General features: G+C 73.8%; 18 protein-coding genes. 5 read left to right on the top strand and 13 right to left on the bottom strand.

All coding sequences use genetic code 11. The annotated features are described in order from the left end of the window. Nucleotides 1-28 precede the first annotated feature (28 nt). Nucleotides 29-1135, bottom strand: a complete 1107-nt coding sequence (locus tag AAG589_RS06020; RefSeq protein WP_430566369.1) for a DUF3048 domain-containing protein — start codon at nt 1133-1135, stop codon at nt 29-31. Nucleotides 1136-1253: 118 nt separating this feature from the next. Between AAG589_RS06020 and AAG589_RS06015 the strand changes: the two genes are divergently transcribed. Both AAG589_RS06015 and AAG589_RS06010 read left to right on the top strand, forming a co-directional pair. Continuing rightward, the gene (locus tag AAG589_RS06015) at nt 1254-2498 is read left to right on the top strand and encodes an AMP-binding protein (protein WP_430566368.1); all 1245 of its coding nucleotides are present in this window, start codon (nt 1254-1256) and stop codon (nt 2496-2498) included. A 48-nt stretch (nt 2499-2546) separates the two neighbouring features. Further along, nucleotides 2547-3416, top strand: coding sequence for a 1,4-dihydroxy-2-naphthoate polyprenyltransferase (locus tag AAG589_RS06010; RefSeq protein WP_430566367.1), 870 nt, complete (start codon nt 2547-2549; stop codon nt 3414-3416). 12 nt (nt 3417-3428) lie between these two features. Here the strand turns inward: AAG589_RS06010 and AAG589_RS06005 are convergent, their stop codons facing one another. Further along, nucleotides 3429-3704, bottom strand: a complete 276-nt coding sequence (locus AAG589_RS06005; protein ID WP_430566366.1) for a DUF4229 domain-containing protein — start codon at nt 3702-3704, stop codon at nt 3429-3431. 55 nt (nt 3705-3759) lie between these two features. Here AAG589_RS06005 and AAG589_RS06000 point away from each other — a divergent pair, with 55 nt between their 5' ends. Continuing rightward, the gene (locus tag AAG589_RS06000; RefSeq protein ID WP_430566365.1) at nt 3760-4116 is read left to right on the top strand and encodes a PLD nuclease N-terminal domain-containing protein; all 357 of its coding nucleotides are present in this window, start codon (nt 3760-3762) and stop codon (nt 4114-4116) included. A gap of 88 nt (nt 4117-4204) precedes the next feature. Here AAG589_RS06000 and ccsB read toward each other — a convergent pair whose 3' ends face one another. The 7 genes from ccsB to AAG589_RS05965 all read right to left on the bottom strand — a co-directional run bounded on the left by ccsB (nt 4205) and on the right by AAG589_RS05965 (nt 10636). After that, nucleotides 4205-5203 (bottom strand): c-type cytochrome biogenesis protein CcsB, encoded by a 999-nt coding sequence (gene ccsB / locus AAG589_RS05995; RefSeq protein ID WP_430566364.1) that lies wholly within the window; start codon nt 5201-5203, stop codon nt 4205-4207. Nucleotides 5204-5205: 2 nt separating this feature from the next. Next, nucleotides 5206-6990 carry a cytochrome c biogenesis protein ResB gene (gene resB, locus AAG589_RS05990; RefSeq protein WP_430566363.1) on the bottom strand — a complete coding sequence of 595 codons (1785 nt, stop codon included), beginning with the start codon at nt 6988-6990 and terminating at the stop codon, nt 5206-5208. After that, nucleotides 6990-7769 carry a cytochrome c biogenesis CcdA family protein gene (locus AAG589_RS05985; protein WP_430566362.1) on the bottom strand — a complete coding sequence of 260 codons (780 nt, stop codon included), beginning with the start codon at nt 7767-7769 and terminating at the stop codon, nt 6990-6992. Before AAG589_RS05985 ends, resB begins: the two co-directional genes overlap by 1 nt. After that, on the bottom strand, nt 7769-8413 hold the full coding sequence (locus AAG589_RS05980; protein WP_430566361.1) for a TlpA family protein disulfide reductase: 645 nt from the start codon (nt 8411-8413) through the stop codon (nt 7769-7771). Before AAG589_RS05980 ends, AAG589_RS05985 begins: the two co-directional genes overlap by 1 nt. Next, complete coding sequence (locus tag AAG589_RS05975; protein WP_430566360.1) at nt 8410-9054, bottom strand: histidine phosphatase family protein; 645 nt, start codon at nt 9052-9054, stop codon at nt 8410-8412. Before AAG589_RS05975 ends, AAG589_RS05980 begins: the two co-directional genes overlap by 4 nt. A 90-nt stretch (nt 9055-9144) precedes the next feature. After that, nucleotides 9145-9960, bottom strand: a complete 816-nt coding sequence (locus AAG589_RS05970) for a pectate lyase (RefSeq protein ID WP_430566359.1) — start codon at nt 9958-9960, stop codon at nt 9145-9147. 160 nt (nt 9961-10120) lie between these two features. Beyond that, nucleotides 10121-10636: a MarR family winged helix-turn-helix transcriptional regulator gene (locus AAG589_RS05965; RefSeq protein WP_430566358.1), complete on the bottom strand. Its 516-nt coding sequence runs from the start codon at nt 10634-10636 to the stop codon at nt 10121-10123. Between the two features lie 101 nt (nt 10637-10737). Here AAG589_RS05965 and AAG589_RS05960 point away from each other — a divergent pair, with 101 nt between their 5' ends. Then, complete coding sequence (locus AAG589_RS05960; protein ID WP_430566357.1) at nt 10738-11286, top strand: YceI family protein; 549 nt, start codon at nt 10738-10740, stop codon at nt 11284-11286. Between the two features lie 117 nt (nt 11287-11403). Here the strand turns inward: AAG589_RS05960 and AAG589_RS05955 are convergent, their stop codons facing one another. Both AAG589_RS05955 and AAG589_RS05950 read right to left on the bottom strand, forming a co-directional pair. Next, entirely contained in the window at nt 11404-12066 is a 663-nt protein-coding gene (locus AAG589_RS05955) for a redox-sensing transcriptional repressor Rex (RefSeq protein WP_430566356.1), read from the bottom strand. A gap of 31 nt (nt 12067-12097) precedes the next feature. Then, entirely contained in the window at nt 12098-12370 is a 273-nt protein-coding gene (locus AAG589_RS05950; protein ID WP_430566355.1) for a glutaredoxin family protein, read from the bottom strand. A 35-nt stretch (nt 12371-12405) separates the two neighbouring features. On the opposite strand from AAG589_RS05950, the gene AAG589_RS05945 reads away from it, so the two are divergent. Next, nucleotides 12406-13209: an HAD family hydrolase gene (locus AAG589_RS05945; RefSeq protein ID WP_430566354.1), complete on the top strand. Its 804-nt coding sequence runs from the start codon at nt 12406-12408 to the stop codon at nt 13207-13209. 142 nt (nt 13210-13351) lie between these two features. Here AAG589_RS05945 and AAG589_RS05940 read toward each other — a convergent pair whose 3' ends face one another. Together AAG589_RS05940 and AAG589_RS05935 are read right to left on the bottom strand one after the other, a co-directional pair. Next, on the bottom strand, nt 13352-13450 hold the full coding sequence (locus tag AAG589_RS05940; protein WP_003792170.1) for a 30S ribosomal protein bS22: 99 nt from the start codon (nt 13448-13450) through the stop codon (nt 13352-13354). A gap of 154 nt (nt 13451-13604) precedes the next feature. Next, nucleotides 13605-14780 (bottom strand): acetoin utilization protein AcuC, encoded by a 1176-nt coding sequence (locus tag AAG589_RS05935; RefSeq protein ID WP_430566353.1) that lies wholly within the window; start codon nt 14778-14780, stop codon nt 13605-13607. Nucleotides 14781-14790 lie beyond the last annotated feature (10 nt).

The raw sequence follows: 14790 nt of genomic DNA, 5'->3' as shown, positions 1-14790 counted from the left end.
CGTAGGCCCGGATCGCCCCGATCCGGCGTCAACGCACCCGCCACGACCCGCTGCCGCGCGGGACGAGCTCGACCCACAGGTTGCCCGGGTCGAGGGTGACCGGGTCGCCGCCGCGGGTCGTGAGCACCAGCTTCTTGCCCGTCTTCTTCTTGGACCAGACCACGTTCAGTGCCTTGCCGCGGGTGAGCAGCACGCCCTTGCCGCGGCCGACCATCTGCGTCTCGGGCACGGGAGCGCCGCTCGGGTCGCGGTACTTCGTGTTCTTCATCTGCACGGACAGGATCAGCACGTTCCGCGCGCGCAGCTGGCTGCCGGAGGAGATCGAGGGGCGCGAGCCGTCGTAGCGGGCGTACGTCTTCGTCTTCGCCTTCCACCGCCACACGGTCCGCTGCGCCGGCGAGAGCCGGACGTCGGCGACGTGGCCCGTGCGGTCGTTCGTCGCGGCTGTGCCCCGCCCGACCTTGGCCGCGTAGGAGAACTGCGCGGGCGGCGGCGTCGCGCGGCTCTTGCTGGCCTGCTTCGCGAACGTCTTCACCGACCCGTACACGTTGTGCGGCGCCGCCCGGTCGCCGCTGCGCCGGAAGCCGGGGTCGCCGCTGTCCATCGTCACGGACTGGACCTTCGCCTTCCCCACGGCGCGGATGAACGGCGGCTGCCCGCCCGAGTACGCGAGGATCCCGCGCATCGGCGCGACGATGGCCGGGTCCATCGGGCGCACGGACCGGACGGGCCCGACCGTGCCGGGCAGCGTCGACTGGTACACGGCGACGTACCGCGTGATGCCGCCCTCGACCACCTGCTCCCACACGATGTCCGCCTTCTGCAGCCCGGTCTGCGGCCGCGCCTGCACGGAGTTCTCGATCTTCACGGCGACGGCGGGCCGGGCGGGGACCTTCGTGGTGCCCGTCGGCCTGCCGTTGAGCGGCCACACCACGGGCTTGGGCTTGGGCTTCGGCTTCACGGGATCCGGCGGGGCCGCCTTGGGCACCGCGACGTCGGGGGCGGCGGTCACGGTGGGCGGGGCGGCGGGCTCGCCGACGCCGCAGGCGGACGTGGCCAGCAGGGCGAGCGCGACCAGCGCGCCGACGGCGCCGGTCCGGGCGCCGCGGGGCGCGCCTCCGGGAGTGATGAGCATCCTCGGCGTCCTCCTCGACGTGCGTGCGGCGCGCGGCCCGGGGCCTCCCGCGCCGGGACCGTGCCACCCTACGGCAGGCCCGTCGTCGGCCCGAAGGGCGCGGTCCTACCCTGGTGCGGTGCCCGGTCCCCACCCTGCCCCGCCCGCAGACGCCCTCCGCGACGCCGTGCGCGCCGCGCTCGACGGCGGTCCCGCCGTCGTCCCCCTGCCCCGCACGACGCGGGCCCCGGTGCCCCCGGGTACCGCGCTCGTGGTGCGCACGTCCGGCTCGACGGGGACGCCGCGCGAGGTGGCGCTCCCGGCCGCCGCGCTGCGCGCCTCCGCGACCGCCACGCACGAGCGCCTCGGCGGTCCCGGGCGGTGGGTGCTGACGCTGCCGCCCACCCACGTGGCGGGCCTACAGGTGGTGGTCCGGTCGGCGCTCGCCGGGACCCCCCTGACGGCGGCGGACCCCGACGCGCACTTCACGCCCGACGGCCTGGCCGACCTGCTCGAGCCGGCACTCGCCGCCGCGGGCGACGACCCCGTGTACGTGTCGCTGGTGCCCACCCAGGTGCACCGCCTGCTCGCCGCGGCGCACGACGGCGCTCCCCGCGGCCTGACGGCGCTGGCCCGCTGCGCCGCGGTGCTGCTCGGGGGTGCGGCGTCGCCGCCCGCGCTGCTCGAGCGCGCCGCCGACGCGGGGGTGCGCGTCGTGACGACCTACGGCATGTCCGAGACCGCCGGCGGCTGCGTGTACGACGGCGCGCCCCTGCGCGACGTCCGGGTCCGCGTCGTCGCCCCAGAGTTGTCAGAGCCAGGGCGGGGTATGGCGCGCCCTGGCTCTGACAGGTCCGGGGAGATCGGGGTGGTCGAGCTGGGCGGGCCCACGCTCGCGACCGGGTACCTGGGCGACGGCGCCGCCACGGCCGCGGCGTTCCGCACCGACCCGGACGGGTCGCGCTGGTTCCGCACGTCCGACCTCGGCCGGCTGCGCTCGGACGGCACGCTGCAGGTGCTGGGCCGCGCGGACGACGTCGTCGTGACGGGCGGTGTGAACGTGGCGCCGGCGCCCGTCGAGGCGCTGGTCGGGGAGCTGCTGGGCGGCGAGGCGTGCGTCGTCGGCGTCCCCGACCCGGAGTGGGGCCAGGCACTCGTCGCCGTCGTCGCGGCTCCCGCGGGACCCCCCGGTCCGGGGGCGGCCCTCGTGCCGGTCGACGACGACGCGCTGGCGCGGGTGCGGTCGGCCGCGACGACTAGGCTGGGTGGGCCGTCCGCGCCCCGCCGCGTGTACGCCGCGGCCGCGCTCCCGCTGCGCGGCCCCGGCAAGGTGGACCGCAGCGGCGTCGTCGCCCTCGTCCGCGAGCACGAGGCGCACGCCTGACCCGCTCGCGCACGCGACGCCCGGCGCCGCACGGATGGACGGAGAACCATGGCCACGTCGAGCGAGTGGATCGCCGGAGCACGACCCCGCACCCTGCCGGCCGCCGCCGCGCCGGTGCTGATCGGCACCGGCGCCGCGGCGGACGTCGGCGCGTTCGCGTGGCTGCCCGCTGTCCTCGCGCTCGGCGTGGCGCTCGCCCTGCAGGTGGGCGTCAACTACGCGAACGACTACTCGGACGGCGTGCGCGGCACCGACGTGGACCGGGTGGGGCCGCTGCGGCTCACCGCCTCCGGCATCGCGGCGCCCCGCCGCGTCAAGGGCGCCGCGTTCGCCTCGTTCGGCGTCGCCGGGGTGCTCGGCCTCGCCCTGTGCGCCGTGACCGGCCACTGGTGGCTGCTGGCCGTGGGTGTGGTGTGCGTGCTGGCCGCCTGGTACTACACCGGCGGCAAGCACCCCTACGGGTACGCCGGGCTCGGCGAGGTGGGCGTGTTCGTGTTCTTCGGGCTCGTCGCGACGCTCGGCACCACCTACACCCAGGCGGACGCCCTCACGTGGCCGTCCGTGCTCGGCGCGGTCGGCGTCGGCCTGATCGCCTGCGGCCTGCTCATGGTGAACAACGTGCGCGACATCCCGACGGACGTCGTCGCGGGCAAGCGCACCCTCGCCGTCCGGCTGGGCGACCACCGCGCCCGGCGCTGGTACGCCGCCTGCATCCTGCTGCCCGTGGTGCTGGGCATGGTGTGCGCGGCGTGGTCGCCGTGGGCGCTGCTGGTCACGGTGCTGCTGCTGCCGGCCGCGCTGCTCGTGACCCCCGTGATCGCGGGGGCGCGCGGCCCGCTGCTGGTCAAGGTGCTCGCCGGCACCGGCATGTTCGAGCTCGCGTACGGCGTGCTGCTGGGCCTGGGCCTGGCGCTCTGACCCTCGCGGGACTCACCCGGCGGTGGGGTTCTCCCGGTCCACGACGGAGTCCTCGTAGTCCGAGTCGGCGTCGTGCTTGTCGGAGCCGTCCTTGCGCCGCTGCTCCTTCTCCGCCAGCCACCGCGCGGCGGCGTCCCGCGGCTTGCTCAGGGCGAGGTACGAGACGGCGAACGCCACGACGGCGGCGACGAGGACGAGGAGCCAGCTGCGCAGGCCGAGCAGGTAGCCGGCACCGAGGGCGGCGACGAACAGCAGGATCCGCCAGACGGTGTACATGACGAGGGGCACCCGTCCAGGGTAGGCGCGAATCCTGAGCATCCCGACGCCGAACTAGGCTGGGGCCATGTTCGCGCGTGTGATCCTGCCCCTTCTCGTGGTGGGGCTCGCCCTCTACGCCCTCCTCGACCTGTTCGGCTCCGAGGAGGACGAGCGCGGCGGCCTGCCACGGTGGCTGTGGGCGGTGATCATCGTGCTGCTGCCGATCTTCGGCGCCGTCGCGTGGATCGTCGTGAAGCGTTCGGCGCGGCGCGCGTCCGGCGGCGGCCCGGGACCGTCGTCACGCCCCGGGCGACGCCCCTCCGGCCCGCGCCGGCCGTCCGGCCCCGTCGCACCCGACGACGACCCGGAGTTCCTGTGGCGCCTCGAGCAGGAGAAGCGCCGTCGCGAGCGCGAGGGCGGCGGCAACGGCGACACCCCCTGACTGTTGTGGGTGGGATTTTGGCCCTGTTTCGGACGTGAAACAGGGCCAAAATCCCACCCACAACGGGTCTCGGTCAGCAGGGCTGGCGTCAGGCGCCGCCGGTGCTGTCGGTGTTGAGGCCCGAGTACGAGTGCTTGCCGTTGAAGATCAGGTTCACGCCGGTGAAGTTGAACAGCACGCACAGGTAGCCGACGATCACGAACCACGCGGCCCGGCGGCCGTCCCAGCCACGGGTGGTGCGGGCGTGCAGGTAGGCCGCGTAGACGACCCAGATGACGAAGCTCCAGACCTCCTTGGGGTCCCAGCCCCAGTAGCGGCCCCAGGCGTGCTCGGCCCAGATGGCGCCGCCGATGATGGTGAACGTCCACAGCACGAAGCCGACGGCGTTGAGCCGGAAGGACAGCGCCTCCAGCGAGGTCGGGGTCGGCACGCGGTCGAGCCAGCGGAAGCCCGGGCGCTGCAGGTACGGCGAGCCGGAGTCGCGGCTGTCGCGCACCAGCTGCAGCACGGACGACACGAACGCGACCGTGAAGATGCCGGTCGCGCTGATCGCGACGCCCACGTGGATGACCAGCCAGTAGTTCTGCAGGGCCGGCTGCACGCCCGTCGCGGCGATGTAGAAGACGTTCAGGCCGAGCACGAGGAACAGCACGGCCAGCCCGGTGACGAACGCCCCGAGGAACTTGTAGTCCTTGCGCACGTTCATGCCGAGGAACACCGCGAGGGCCATGAACGAGCCCACCAGCGTGAACTCGTACATGTTGGCCCACGGCGTGCGGCCGGCGGCCAGGCCGCGCAGCACGATCGCCACGAGGAGCATCGCGGTGCCCAGCCAGGTGGTCGACATGGCGATGCCGGCGGCGCGACGGCGCGCCGGCGCGGCGCCCTCCGCAGCCCCGGAGCCGCCGGCCGGTGCGCCCGCGGTCGTGGACCCGGCCCCCACCGCGACGGGAGTGCGCGCCTCGGCGTGGGCGTCGGCCCGCGCCTCCGTGCGGCGGCCGAGGTCGATCGCGAACGCGACGAGCGCGATCGTGAGCGCCGTGGCGGCGCCCCAGACGAGCAGCACGCTCAGCTCGGCGATCTGCATGGTCAGTCCTCCGTGGCGGTTCTCTGGTGGTCGGCGGCGACAGTGTCGTCGTCGGTCGTGTCGTCGGTGGTGTCGTCGTCGCTCGTGCCGTCGGCAACCCCCGGCACCGCTGCCAGGGCCTTGTCGACCTCGCGCTGCAGGCCGGCGTCGTCGCCGCGCGCGAGCCCGGCGAGCTCGACGTGCGTGACGGCGCGGCCGTCGTCGTCCGTGGTCTCCCATGATCGCACCCACACGCGGCGGCGCGGCGTGAACAGCGAGACCGCCAGGCCGGTGAGGGCCAGCAGGGCGAACGTCAGCACCCAGCCGAGCGACGGGTCGTACCGCAGGTCGAGCGCGACGTAGCGCGGCACGTCCTCGCCGAGGGTGACGCTGCCGAGGCCGTCGGGCAGCTCGACCGTCTCCCCCGGCTTCACGAGCAGCTTGATCGGCTGGCCGTCGTCGTCCACCGACGGCGTGAGGTTCGCCGTGTCGAGGCGGTACACGTTCTGCGGCACGCCGTCGTCCAGGCCCAGGTCGCCGCGGTACACCTCGAGCACCATGAGCGGATTCTGCGGCTGCGGGAAGACGGAGCGTGCCGACCCGTCCTCCTCGACGACGGCCGTGGGCAGGAAGTACCCGATGAGGCCGACCTGCTCCTGGCCCTTCGAGACGTCCGGCACCTTCACGACGCCGCGCGAGGTGTACATGGTGTCCTCGGGCAGGAAGGGGACGCGGCCGGAGAACGCCATCTCGCCGGCGCCGTCCTTCACCGTGATCTCGGGCGCGAACCCGTTGCCCTGCAGGTAGATCTTGGCGCCGTCGACGGTCAGCGGGGAGTTGACCTTGATCTGGTCGGAGTGCTGCCCGCCGTCGGGCTCCGTGACGGTCACGTGCGCCGTGAAGTCGCGCGCCTGGGCGAAGGCGACCGTGTCGGAGGCGAACTCGGAGTCGAACGAGTCGAGGGTCATGGAGAACGGCGACAGCGACGCCGGCCGGAACCAGGCGCCCTTGTCGAAGGTGTCGTAGTCCACGACGGCGTTGGCGAAGCCGCGGCCCTCCGTGACGATCGCCTGGCCGCGGTAGTGCAGCAGCTGGCCGAGGGCGACCGAGACGAGCAGGCCCAGCAGCGCCAGGTGGAACACCAGGTTGCCGGTCTCGCGCAGGTAGCCGCGCTCCGCCGCGACCGTGCGGGTGGCCGGGCGGCCGAGCCGCGGCTCCTCCGCGCCGACGTCGACCCGGAACGTCGGCAGCCGTCGCCACGGCCCGCGCAGGTGCGTGGCCACCGCGTCGACGACGGCGTCGGGCGACGCCGTCGTGCTCGCCTCGGCCGTGGCGGGGAACCGGCCGAAGCGCACGGGCGTCTTCGGGGGGCGGTTCCGCAGGGCGCGCGCGTGCGAGAGCGTGCGCGGCACGATGCAGCCCACGAGCGACACGAACAGCAGGATGTAGATCGCGGAGAACCAGACCGAGCTGTAGACCTCGAAGAAGCCGAACCGGTCGAGCCACTCCCCCAGCGTGGGGTGGTCGCCGAGGTACTCGAGGACCTTCGCGGGGTCCTGGCCGCGCTGCGGCAGCACCGAGCCGGGCACCGCCGCGACGGCCAGGAGCATGAGCAGCATGAGCGCCACCCGCATGCTCGTGAGCTGCCGCCACGTCCAGCGCAGCATCCCGCGCCAGCCGAGCGTCGGCAGGTTGGGCCCGGAGGGCTTCTGCTTCCCGTCGCCCGGGGCCGCCGGGGCGTCGTCGCCGCGCCCCTCCGTGAACGCGTCGTGGATGCCCTCGGGGCGGTAGGTCGCCTTGTCGCTCATCACACCACCGTCCCGAACCCGCTGACCCAGCCCTGGAGCTGGCCGGTCCACGTGGCCCACAGGCCCGTGACCAGCGCCAGGCCGACCAGCACCAGCAGGGCGCCGCCCGCGCGCTGGATGACCAGCCGGTGGCGCCGCAGGAAGCCGAGCATGCGCTGCGACGACTGCAGCCCGAGCGCCACCAGCAGGAACGGCACGCCCAGCCCGACGCAGTACGCGATCCCGAGCGCGATGCCGCGGCCCGCCGACGCCTGGTCGAGCGACAGCGCCTGCACCGCGGCCAGCGTCGGGCCGATGCACGGCGTCCAGCCGAGGCCGAAGACGATCCCCAGCAGCGGCGCGCCCCACAGCCCGGCCTGCGGGCTCAGGTGCATGCGGCGCTCGCGCTGCAGGAACGGCACGGCGCCGAGGAACGCGAGCCCCATGAGGATCACGACGACGCCGAGGACGCGCATGATCGTGTCCTCCCACTGCACCAGGTAGGACCCGACCGCTCCGGCGGCGGCCATGAGGACGACGAACACCGCGGTGAACCCGAGGACGAACAGCGCCACGCCGGCGACGACGCGGCGACGGCCGGGGTCCGCGGGGACGCCCGCACGGGCCCGCCCGCCGGATCCGGCCGAGGCGGCCGCCATGCCGCTGACGTACCCCACGTAGCCGGGCACCAGCGGCAGCACGCACGGCGACGCGAACGACACCAGGCCGGCGATCAGCGCCACGGGCAGCGCCAGCAGCATCGAGCCGCTGAACGCCGTGGTGGCGAAGGCGCCGCCCATCAGGCGTCCTTCGCGTCGCCGGAGCCGCCGCCCGACCCGCCGTCGGACTCGGCGAGGACCTCGTCGACGATCGCGTCGAGCGTGGACGCCTCGGCCTGCCCGATCACGCGGGCCGCGACGCGCCCCTCGGCGTCGAGCACGACGGTCGACGGCACGGCCTGCAGCGGCACGACGCCCGACAGCTTGGCCACGACCTGGCCGCTGCGGTCCTCGATGGACGGGTACGGCACGTCGAAGGTGCGCTGGAAGGAGGTGGCGGCGCCCGCCTCGTCCTCGGTGTTGATACCGAGCACGTGCACGCCGTCGGCCTCGCGGTCGTTCGCGAGGGCCACCAGGTCGGGGGCCTCGGCGCGGCACGGCGCGCAGCCGGCGTACCAGGTGTTCACGACGACGACGTCGCCGCGCCAGTCGTCGGTGCTGACGTCGTCGCCCTCGAAGGTGGTGCCCTCGACGGTCACGGGGTCCTCGCGGTCCCCCGCGTCCCACTGCTTCACGGAGCCGTCGCCGGAGACGAAGCCCTGCCCGACGACGTCGCCGGCGCCCGAGTCCTGGGCGCCGCACGCGGCGAGCAGGCCCAGGCCGAGCACGGCGCAGGCGGCCACGGAGGCGCGGCGGAGCGCGCGCGTGCGGGTGGCGCGCATCATGCCCCCGGCACCGGGTCGGCGCCCGCGAGCAGGTCGGCGGCGGGCTCGGTGTAGTGCAGGCCCACGAAGGTCTCGCCGTCGAAGCGCAGCGACGTCAGCGACGCCAGGGCGCACTGCCGGCGCCGCGGGTCGTGCGCCAGGGAGCCGCCCTCGTAGGAGCGACGGGTGACCCACACGGGCAGCTGGTGGCTCACCAGCACCACCTCGTGCCCCGCGTAGGCGCGGCGCGCGTCGTCGACGGCGGCCCGCATCCGGGTCACCTGCTCCGCGTACGGCTCGCCCCACGACGGGCGCAGCGGGTTCCACAGGTAGCGCCAGTACCGGGGGTGCGCGAGCTGCCCCGGGTTCTTCCCGATCGTCGTGCCCTCGAAGTGGTTGCCCGCCTCGATGAGCCGGTGGTCGGTGGCGAGCGCCAGGCCGAAGGCCTCGGCCGTCGGGGTCGCGGTCTCCTGCGCCCGCTGCAGCGGGGAGGCGACGACGGCGACGACGTCGCGGCCCGTGCCGGACAGGTGCTCCGCCACGCGGCGCGCCATCGCCTGACCCCGGTCGGACAGGCGGTAGCCGGGGATGCGTCCGTAGAGGACGCCGTCCGGGTTGTGGACCTCGCCGTGCCGTACGAGATGGACGGTGGTGGTGGCCATGCGTCCCAGTGTCCCAGACCTCCGGGGTACCCAGGTCCTGCTCAGCGGACACCCCGGAGGTCTGTGACCTCTCTCACCGGCGCACGGGGATCACTCGTAGCTGATGTCGGACTCCGTGTACCGGCAGGCGTCGGAGGGGCCCTCCGAGACCTTCTCCGGCTCGCCGTCGGTCACGCCCTCGTACTCCTCGCAGACGGCGATGTCCTTGTCGTCGTCGCCGACAATCGTGACGCCGGAGATGGTCGCCGTGTCGCCGAGGTTCGAGTTGATCCCGGCGAGGGACTTGCCGGGGGCCGTCACCGTCACGTCCTGGATCGTCACGTGGCGGTCGTACTGCGTCGAGCAGTTGCCGCACGAGCGGTAGAGCTTCCCGAAGTCCTCGACCTGGAAGTTCTTGATGACGACGTTGCCGGGCCCGTTGTGCTGGAACACCTTGTCGTCGGCGCCACGTGCGCCGCCGCCGTCGATCGTCATCGTGTCGCTGCCGGACTCGTTGTCCCTGAGCGTGGCGGCGTCCTCGCCGACGTCCTCCCACCACACGTTCTCGAGGGTGCAGGTGCCGGAACAGTGCACGCCGTCGCCGGGGTCCTCGCCGAGGATCACGTTCTTGAGGACGGCGCCGTCCTCGAGCTGGAACATCGGGTCACCCCCCTCCCCCTGGTCGCCCGAGGCGAAGCCGCCGTAGCGCACGAGCTCGCCGTCGAAGGTGCCGCTCACCTCGATCGTCTCCGACACGTTCTCGTCGCCGGTGGCCGTCGGCCAGTCCGCCGCCACCGCCGTGCCGTCCGCGGTGGCCGGCGTCGCGGAGACGAGCACCGCCGTGCCGGCGGCCACCGCCATCCCCGCCAGCGCGCCGAGGGTCGCGCGGGTGCGTCCGTTGCCGTTCCTTGTCGTCTTCCGGGTCATCGTCGATCCCTTTCGACTCGTCTCGGTTCGTTCTCGGATCGTTGTCGGTCCGCTCCGTCCGATGGAGCGGGACCCACCCTCCTCCATCGTTGTACGCACGAGCAACCGGTTTCTCGCTCCGCGAGACAGAGGGACAGCGCGCCCGAGCCGGGCGATCCGATCAGGCCGACGAGGCTCCGGCGGAACCCCTGGACGCCTCGGCGACCTTTGCCATCGCGCGTCCCAGCGTGGCGAACTCCTCGTCGGTGAGGGCGTCCACCAGCAGCCGACGCACGGCGGTGACGTGCCCGGGCGCGGCGTCGACGAGCGCCGCGTACCCGGCGTCGGTCATGACGCAGTTCACTCCCCGCCGATCGCCGGGCACGGGCGTGCGGACGACGAGCCCGCGCCGCTCCATCCGGTCGACCGTGTGCGTCAGGCGGCTGCGCGACAGCGCGAGGAACTCCGCGAGCGCCGACATCCGCAGCGTCCGCCCGGGCGCCTCGGAGAGCTGGACCAGCAGGTGGTACTCGCCGAGCGTGACGGGCAGCCCCTCGTCATGGGCGTCGCCGAGCGCCTCGAAGAAGCGCGACGTCCCCTCGAGGAAACGCCGCCACGCCCACTGCTGCTCCTCGTCGAGCCAGCGCACGTCCGCGCCACCCTCGTCGTCGCGCTCCCGCGCCGTCGTCGCACCCACGGGAATAGGTTACGAGAGCCTCACGTTCCCCCTCTCGACGATAGTTGATTCATCAACTACTTTGGATGGATCAGCACGACCGACCACACGAGGAGACCCGCATGACCGCGCTGCCCGCAGGCCTGACCGCCGGCACCTACGCCATCGACACCGCCCACTCGACCGCCTCGTTCTCCGTGCGCCACGCCGGGATCGCCAAGGTCCGCGGCACGATCGCGATCTCGTCCGGCGAGATCACCGTGGGCGACGACCTCGAGTCGTCGGCCGTCACCGCCGAGCTGGACGCCGCGTCGGTGAACACCGGCGACGAGAACCGCGACGGCCACCTGAAGAGCGCCGACTTCTGGCACGCCGAGGAGAAGCCGGTCTGGACCTTCGCCTCGAAGGGCATCAGCACGGACGGCGACGACTACGTCATCCACGGCGCCCTGACGATCAACGGCGTCACCAACGACGTCGCGCTGCCCACCGAGTTCACCGGCACCGCCACCGACCCGTTCGGCAACCCCCGCGCCGGCTTCGAGTCCGAGATCGAGATCTCCCGCAAGGACTACGGCCTGACCTGGAACGCCGCGCTCGAGACCGGCGGCGTCCTCGTGGGCGACAAGGTCAAGATCGCCCTCGACGTCTCGGCGATCAAGCAGGCCTGAGCCTCGCGCCGAGGTAGTTCACACACTGCCGAGGTAGTTCGAAGGGCGGTCCGCACGTCTGCGGACCGCCCTTCGAACTACCTCGGCAGTTTTCGAACTACCTCGGCGCGTCCGGAACTACCTCGCGGGGGTTCCGTTGGTCGCGGCGCGGGCTGCGGCGTGGAACGCCAGGATCTGCAGCTCGCCGGCCACGTCCACGGAGCGCACGACGACGTCGTCCGGCAGCTGCAGCGCCACGGGCGCGAACGACAGGATCTCCCGCACCCCGCAGCCGACGATCCGCTCGGCGATGCCCTGCGCCACCGGCCCGGGCGTCGCGAGCACCACCATGGACACGCCCGTGCGCGCGAGCACGTCCTCCAGCGCGTCGACGTGCTCGATGGTCAGCCCCGCCGCGGAGCGACCCACCACCTGCGGGTCCGCGTCCAGCAGCGCCACCACCTGGAAGCCGCGCGCGGCGTACCCCGAGTAGTTCGCCAGCGCGTGCCCCAGGTTGCCGATGCCGACGATCGCCAGGCGGTGCTCGGACTCCAGCCCCAGCGCCGTCGCGATGTACTGGGCCAGCGACTGCACGTCGTAGCCCACGCCGCGCGTGCCGAACGACCCGAGGTACGACAGGTCCTTGCGCAGCTGCGCCGACCCCACCCCCGACCGTTCCGCCAGCTCCGACGACGACGTCGTCGTCACGCCGGCCTCCGCCAGGTCGCGCAGCGCGCGCAGGTAGTACGGCAGCCGCGCCACCGTCGCGGCCGGCACCGTCGCCTCACCGAGCTCGATCACTGCTGGATCACCCCGTCGTCCCCTCCCGGGCTCAACGGGCCAGCCGCCGCGCGAGCCGCGCGCCGTCCACCCGCCAGAAGCCCTGCTGCACGCCGTCCACCTCGACGACGGGCACGTAGTCCCCATACTTGCCCACCAGGTCACCGTCGGGCCCGTCGACGTCGATGTCGACCTCCCGCCACGCCTCCCCCGCCGCGCCGCACACGTCCGCGACCACCGCCCGAGCCTCGTCGCACAGGTGGCAGCCGACACGCGTGTACAGCAGCACCCGGGGTTCACCTGCGGATCCCTGCGGCCTGCTCACCTGCCAAGGGTAGCGGCGCCGATACAGTGGACCGCATGCCGTCGCCCGCCGAGTCGTTCCCGCCGGCGCGCGCCGCAGCCTTCTTCGACGTCGACAACACGATCATCCGCGGCGCCAGCGCGTTCCACCTCGCCCGCGCCCTGTACCAGCGCCGGTTCTTCGGCACCCGCGACCTGCTGCGGTTCGCGCTCATCCAGGCGAAGTACCTGGTGTTCGGCGAGTCCCGCTCCCAGATCGAGACGGTGCGCAGCCGGGCCCTGTCGCTGATCGCGGGCCGGTCCGTGGCGGAGATCACCGCCGTCGGCGAGGACGTGTACGACACGGTGCTCGAGCTGCGCATCTTCCCCGGCACCAAGCGGCTGCTCGACGAGCACCTCGCCGCGGGCGACCAGGTGTGGCTCGTGACCGCGACGCCGGTCGAGATCGGCGGCCTCATCGCCCGTCGCCTCGGCGCCACAGGCTGCCTCGGCACGATCGCCGAGCACTCGGGCGGCTTCTACACCGGCCGGCTCGTCGGCGACCTCATGCACGGCGAGGCGAAGGGCGCCGCGGTGCGGCAGCTCGCAGAGCGCGAGGGCATCGACCTGGCCGCCTCGTACGCGTACGGCGACTCCCTCAACGACCTGCCGATGATGCGCACCGTGGGGCACCCCTGCCCCATCAACCCCGACGCGCGCCTGCGCCGGCACGCCAAGGAGGTCGGCTGGCCCATCCGCGAGTTCCGCGGCCGCGGGCGGCGGGTGGCCGGGCGCGGGATGAAGACGGCGTCGTGGGCCGGCGCCGCCTGGGTCGCCGGGCTCGTGCTGCGCAGCATCCGGCGGCGGCTGCAGGGCCGCTGATCCGCTGGTCGAGCCTGTCGAGACCCAGGGCCACGGGTTTCGACGAGCTCAACCGGCGGGAAGGCCGACGACAACGGGCCCGGCACCTCCGTGGAGGTGCCGGGCCCGTTCGTCCGTGCTGTCCGCCGTCAGGCGGACGACGTCACTTCTTGTTGCGACGCTGGTGACGCGTCTTGCGCAGCAGCTTGCGGTGCTTCTTCTTCGCCATGCGCTTGCGGCGCTTCTTGATGACGGAGCCCATGAGGTCCTCACAATGCTTGTCGGTCGGTGGAACACGGTTGGTCCCAGGAGCCCTGTCTCCAGGAGCAGCCGACCAACGCGGAAAAGTCCGTCCCCCAGGGTACCCGATGCGCGGCGTCCTCCCGACCGGCGCCCGTCCGACGGGCGCCGTGACGTCAGTCGCGGTACGGGTCCAGCCCCCAGGTGGGGAAGACGTGCCGGCGGGTGGCGAGGACGGCGCGGTCGACGTCGTCGGCCGGGTCGTACCCGTCGGCCCACGGCCGCCACGCGACGTCACCGCTGCCGAGGCGCTCGGCCGGGTCCAGCCCGGACAGCTCCTCGACCTCGCGGCGCCACGACTCCGGCAGCTCGATGCCGATCGCCAGCGGCGCGTGCGCCGCCTCCGCCACCAGGCTCGCCCACACCAGCGGCACGACGTCGACCACGGCGTACCCGCCGCCCCCGAGCGCCACCCACCGGCCGTCGGCGAGCTCGTGCGCGAGCTCGTGCACCCAGCGCGCGGCCGTCCGCTGCGCACCCACGCCCACGTCGAGGTCGGTGAGCGGGTCGTTGCCGTGCGCGTCGCAGCCGTGCTGCGACACGATCACCTGCGGGCGGAACTCGCGCACCACCGCCGGCACGACGGCGTCCACCGCGCGCAGCCAGTGCGCGCCGTCCGTCCGCGGCGGCAGCGCCACGTTCACCGCGGTGCCCTGCGCCGCCGTCCCGCCCGTGTCGCCGGCGTTGCCGCTGCCCGGGAACAGCGTGTGCCCGTCCTGGTGCACGGACACCGTGAGCACGCGAGGGTCGTCCCAGAAGATCGCCTCGACGCCGTCGCCGTGGTGGGCGTCCAGGTCGACGTACGCGACCCGCTCCGCCCCGAGGTCGAGCAGGCGCTGCACGGCCGCGGCGGCGTCGTTGTAGATGCAGAACCCGGAGGCCGCGCCGCGCTGGGCGTGGTGCATCCCGCCCGCGATGTTCACGCCGTGGGCCACCCGGCCCGACCAGACCGCCTCCGCCGCGTCCACCGACGCCGCCACCAGCCGCGCCGCCGCCTCGTGCATCGCCGGGAACACGGGGTCGTCCTCGGTGCCGAGCCCGCGCGCCGGGTCGGGCGTGCCGTCCGCGGCCGCGCGCCGCACCGCCGCGACGTACGCGGCGTCGTGCACCGTCTCGATGAGCGCGTCGGGGGCGGGCTCGACGTCGGCCACCTCGAGCGTGGGCTCGTCGAGCAGGCCGAGGTCCGCCACCAGCCGCATCGTCAGGTCGAGGCGGGCGGGCGCCATGGGGTGCCCGGGTCCGAAGTCGTACCGCAGGAGCTCGGGGCTCCACAGCAGCCGGGCGACGCGCATCCCGTCACGG

The organism is Isoptericola sp. F-RaC21, assembly GCF_038593535.1.
GTDB lineage: Bacteria > Actinomycetota > Actinomycetes > Actinomycetales > Cellulomonadaceae > Isoptericola.
This window is presented reverse-complemented; position numbering and strand designations above follow the sequence as displayed.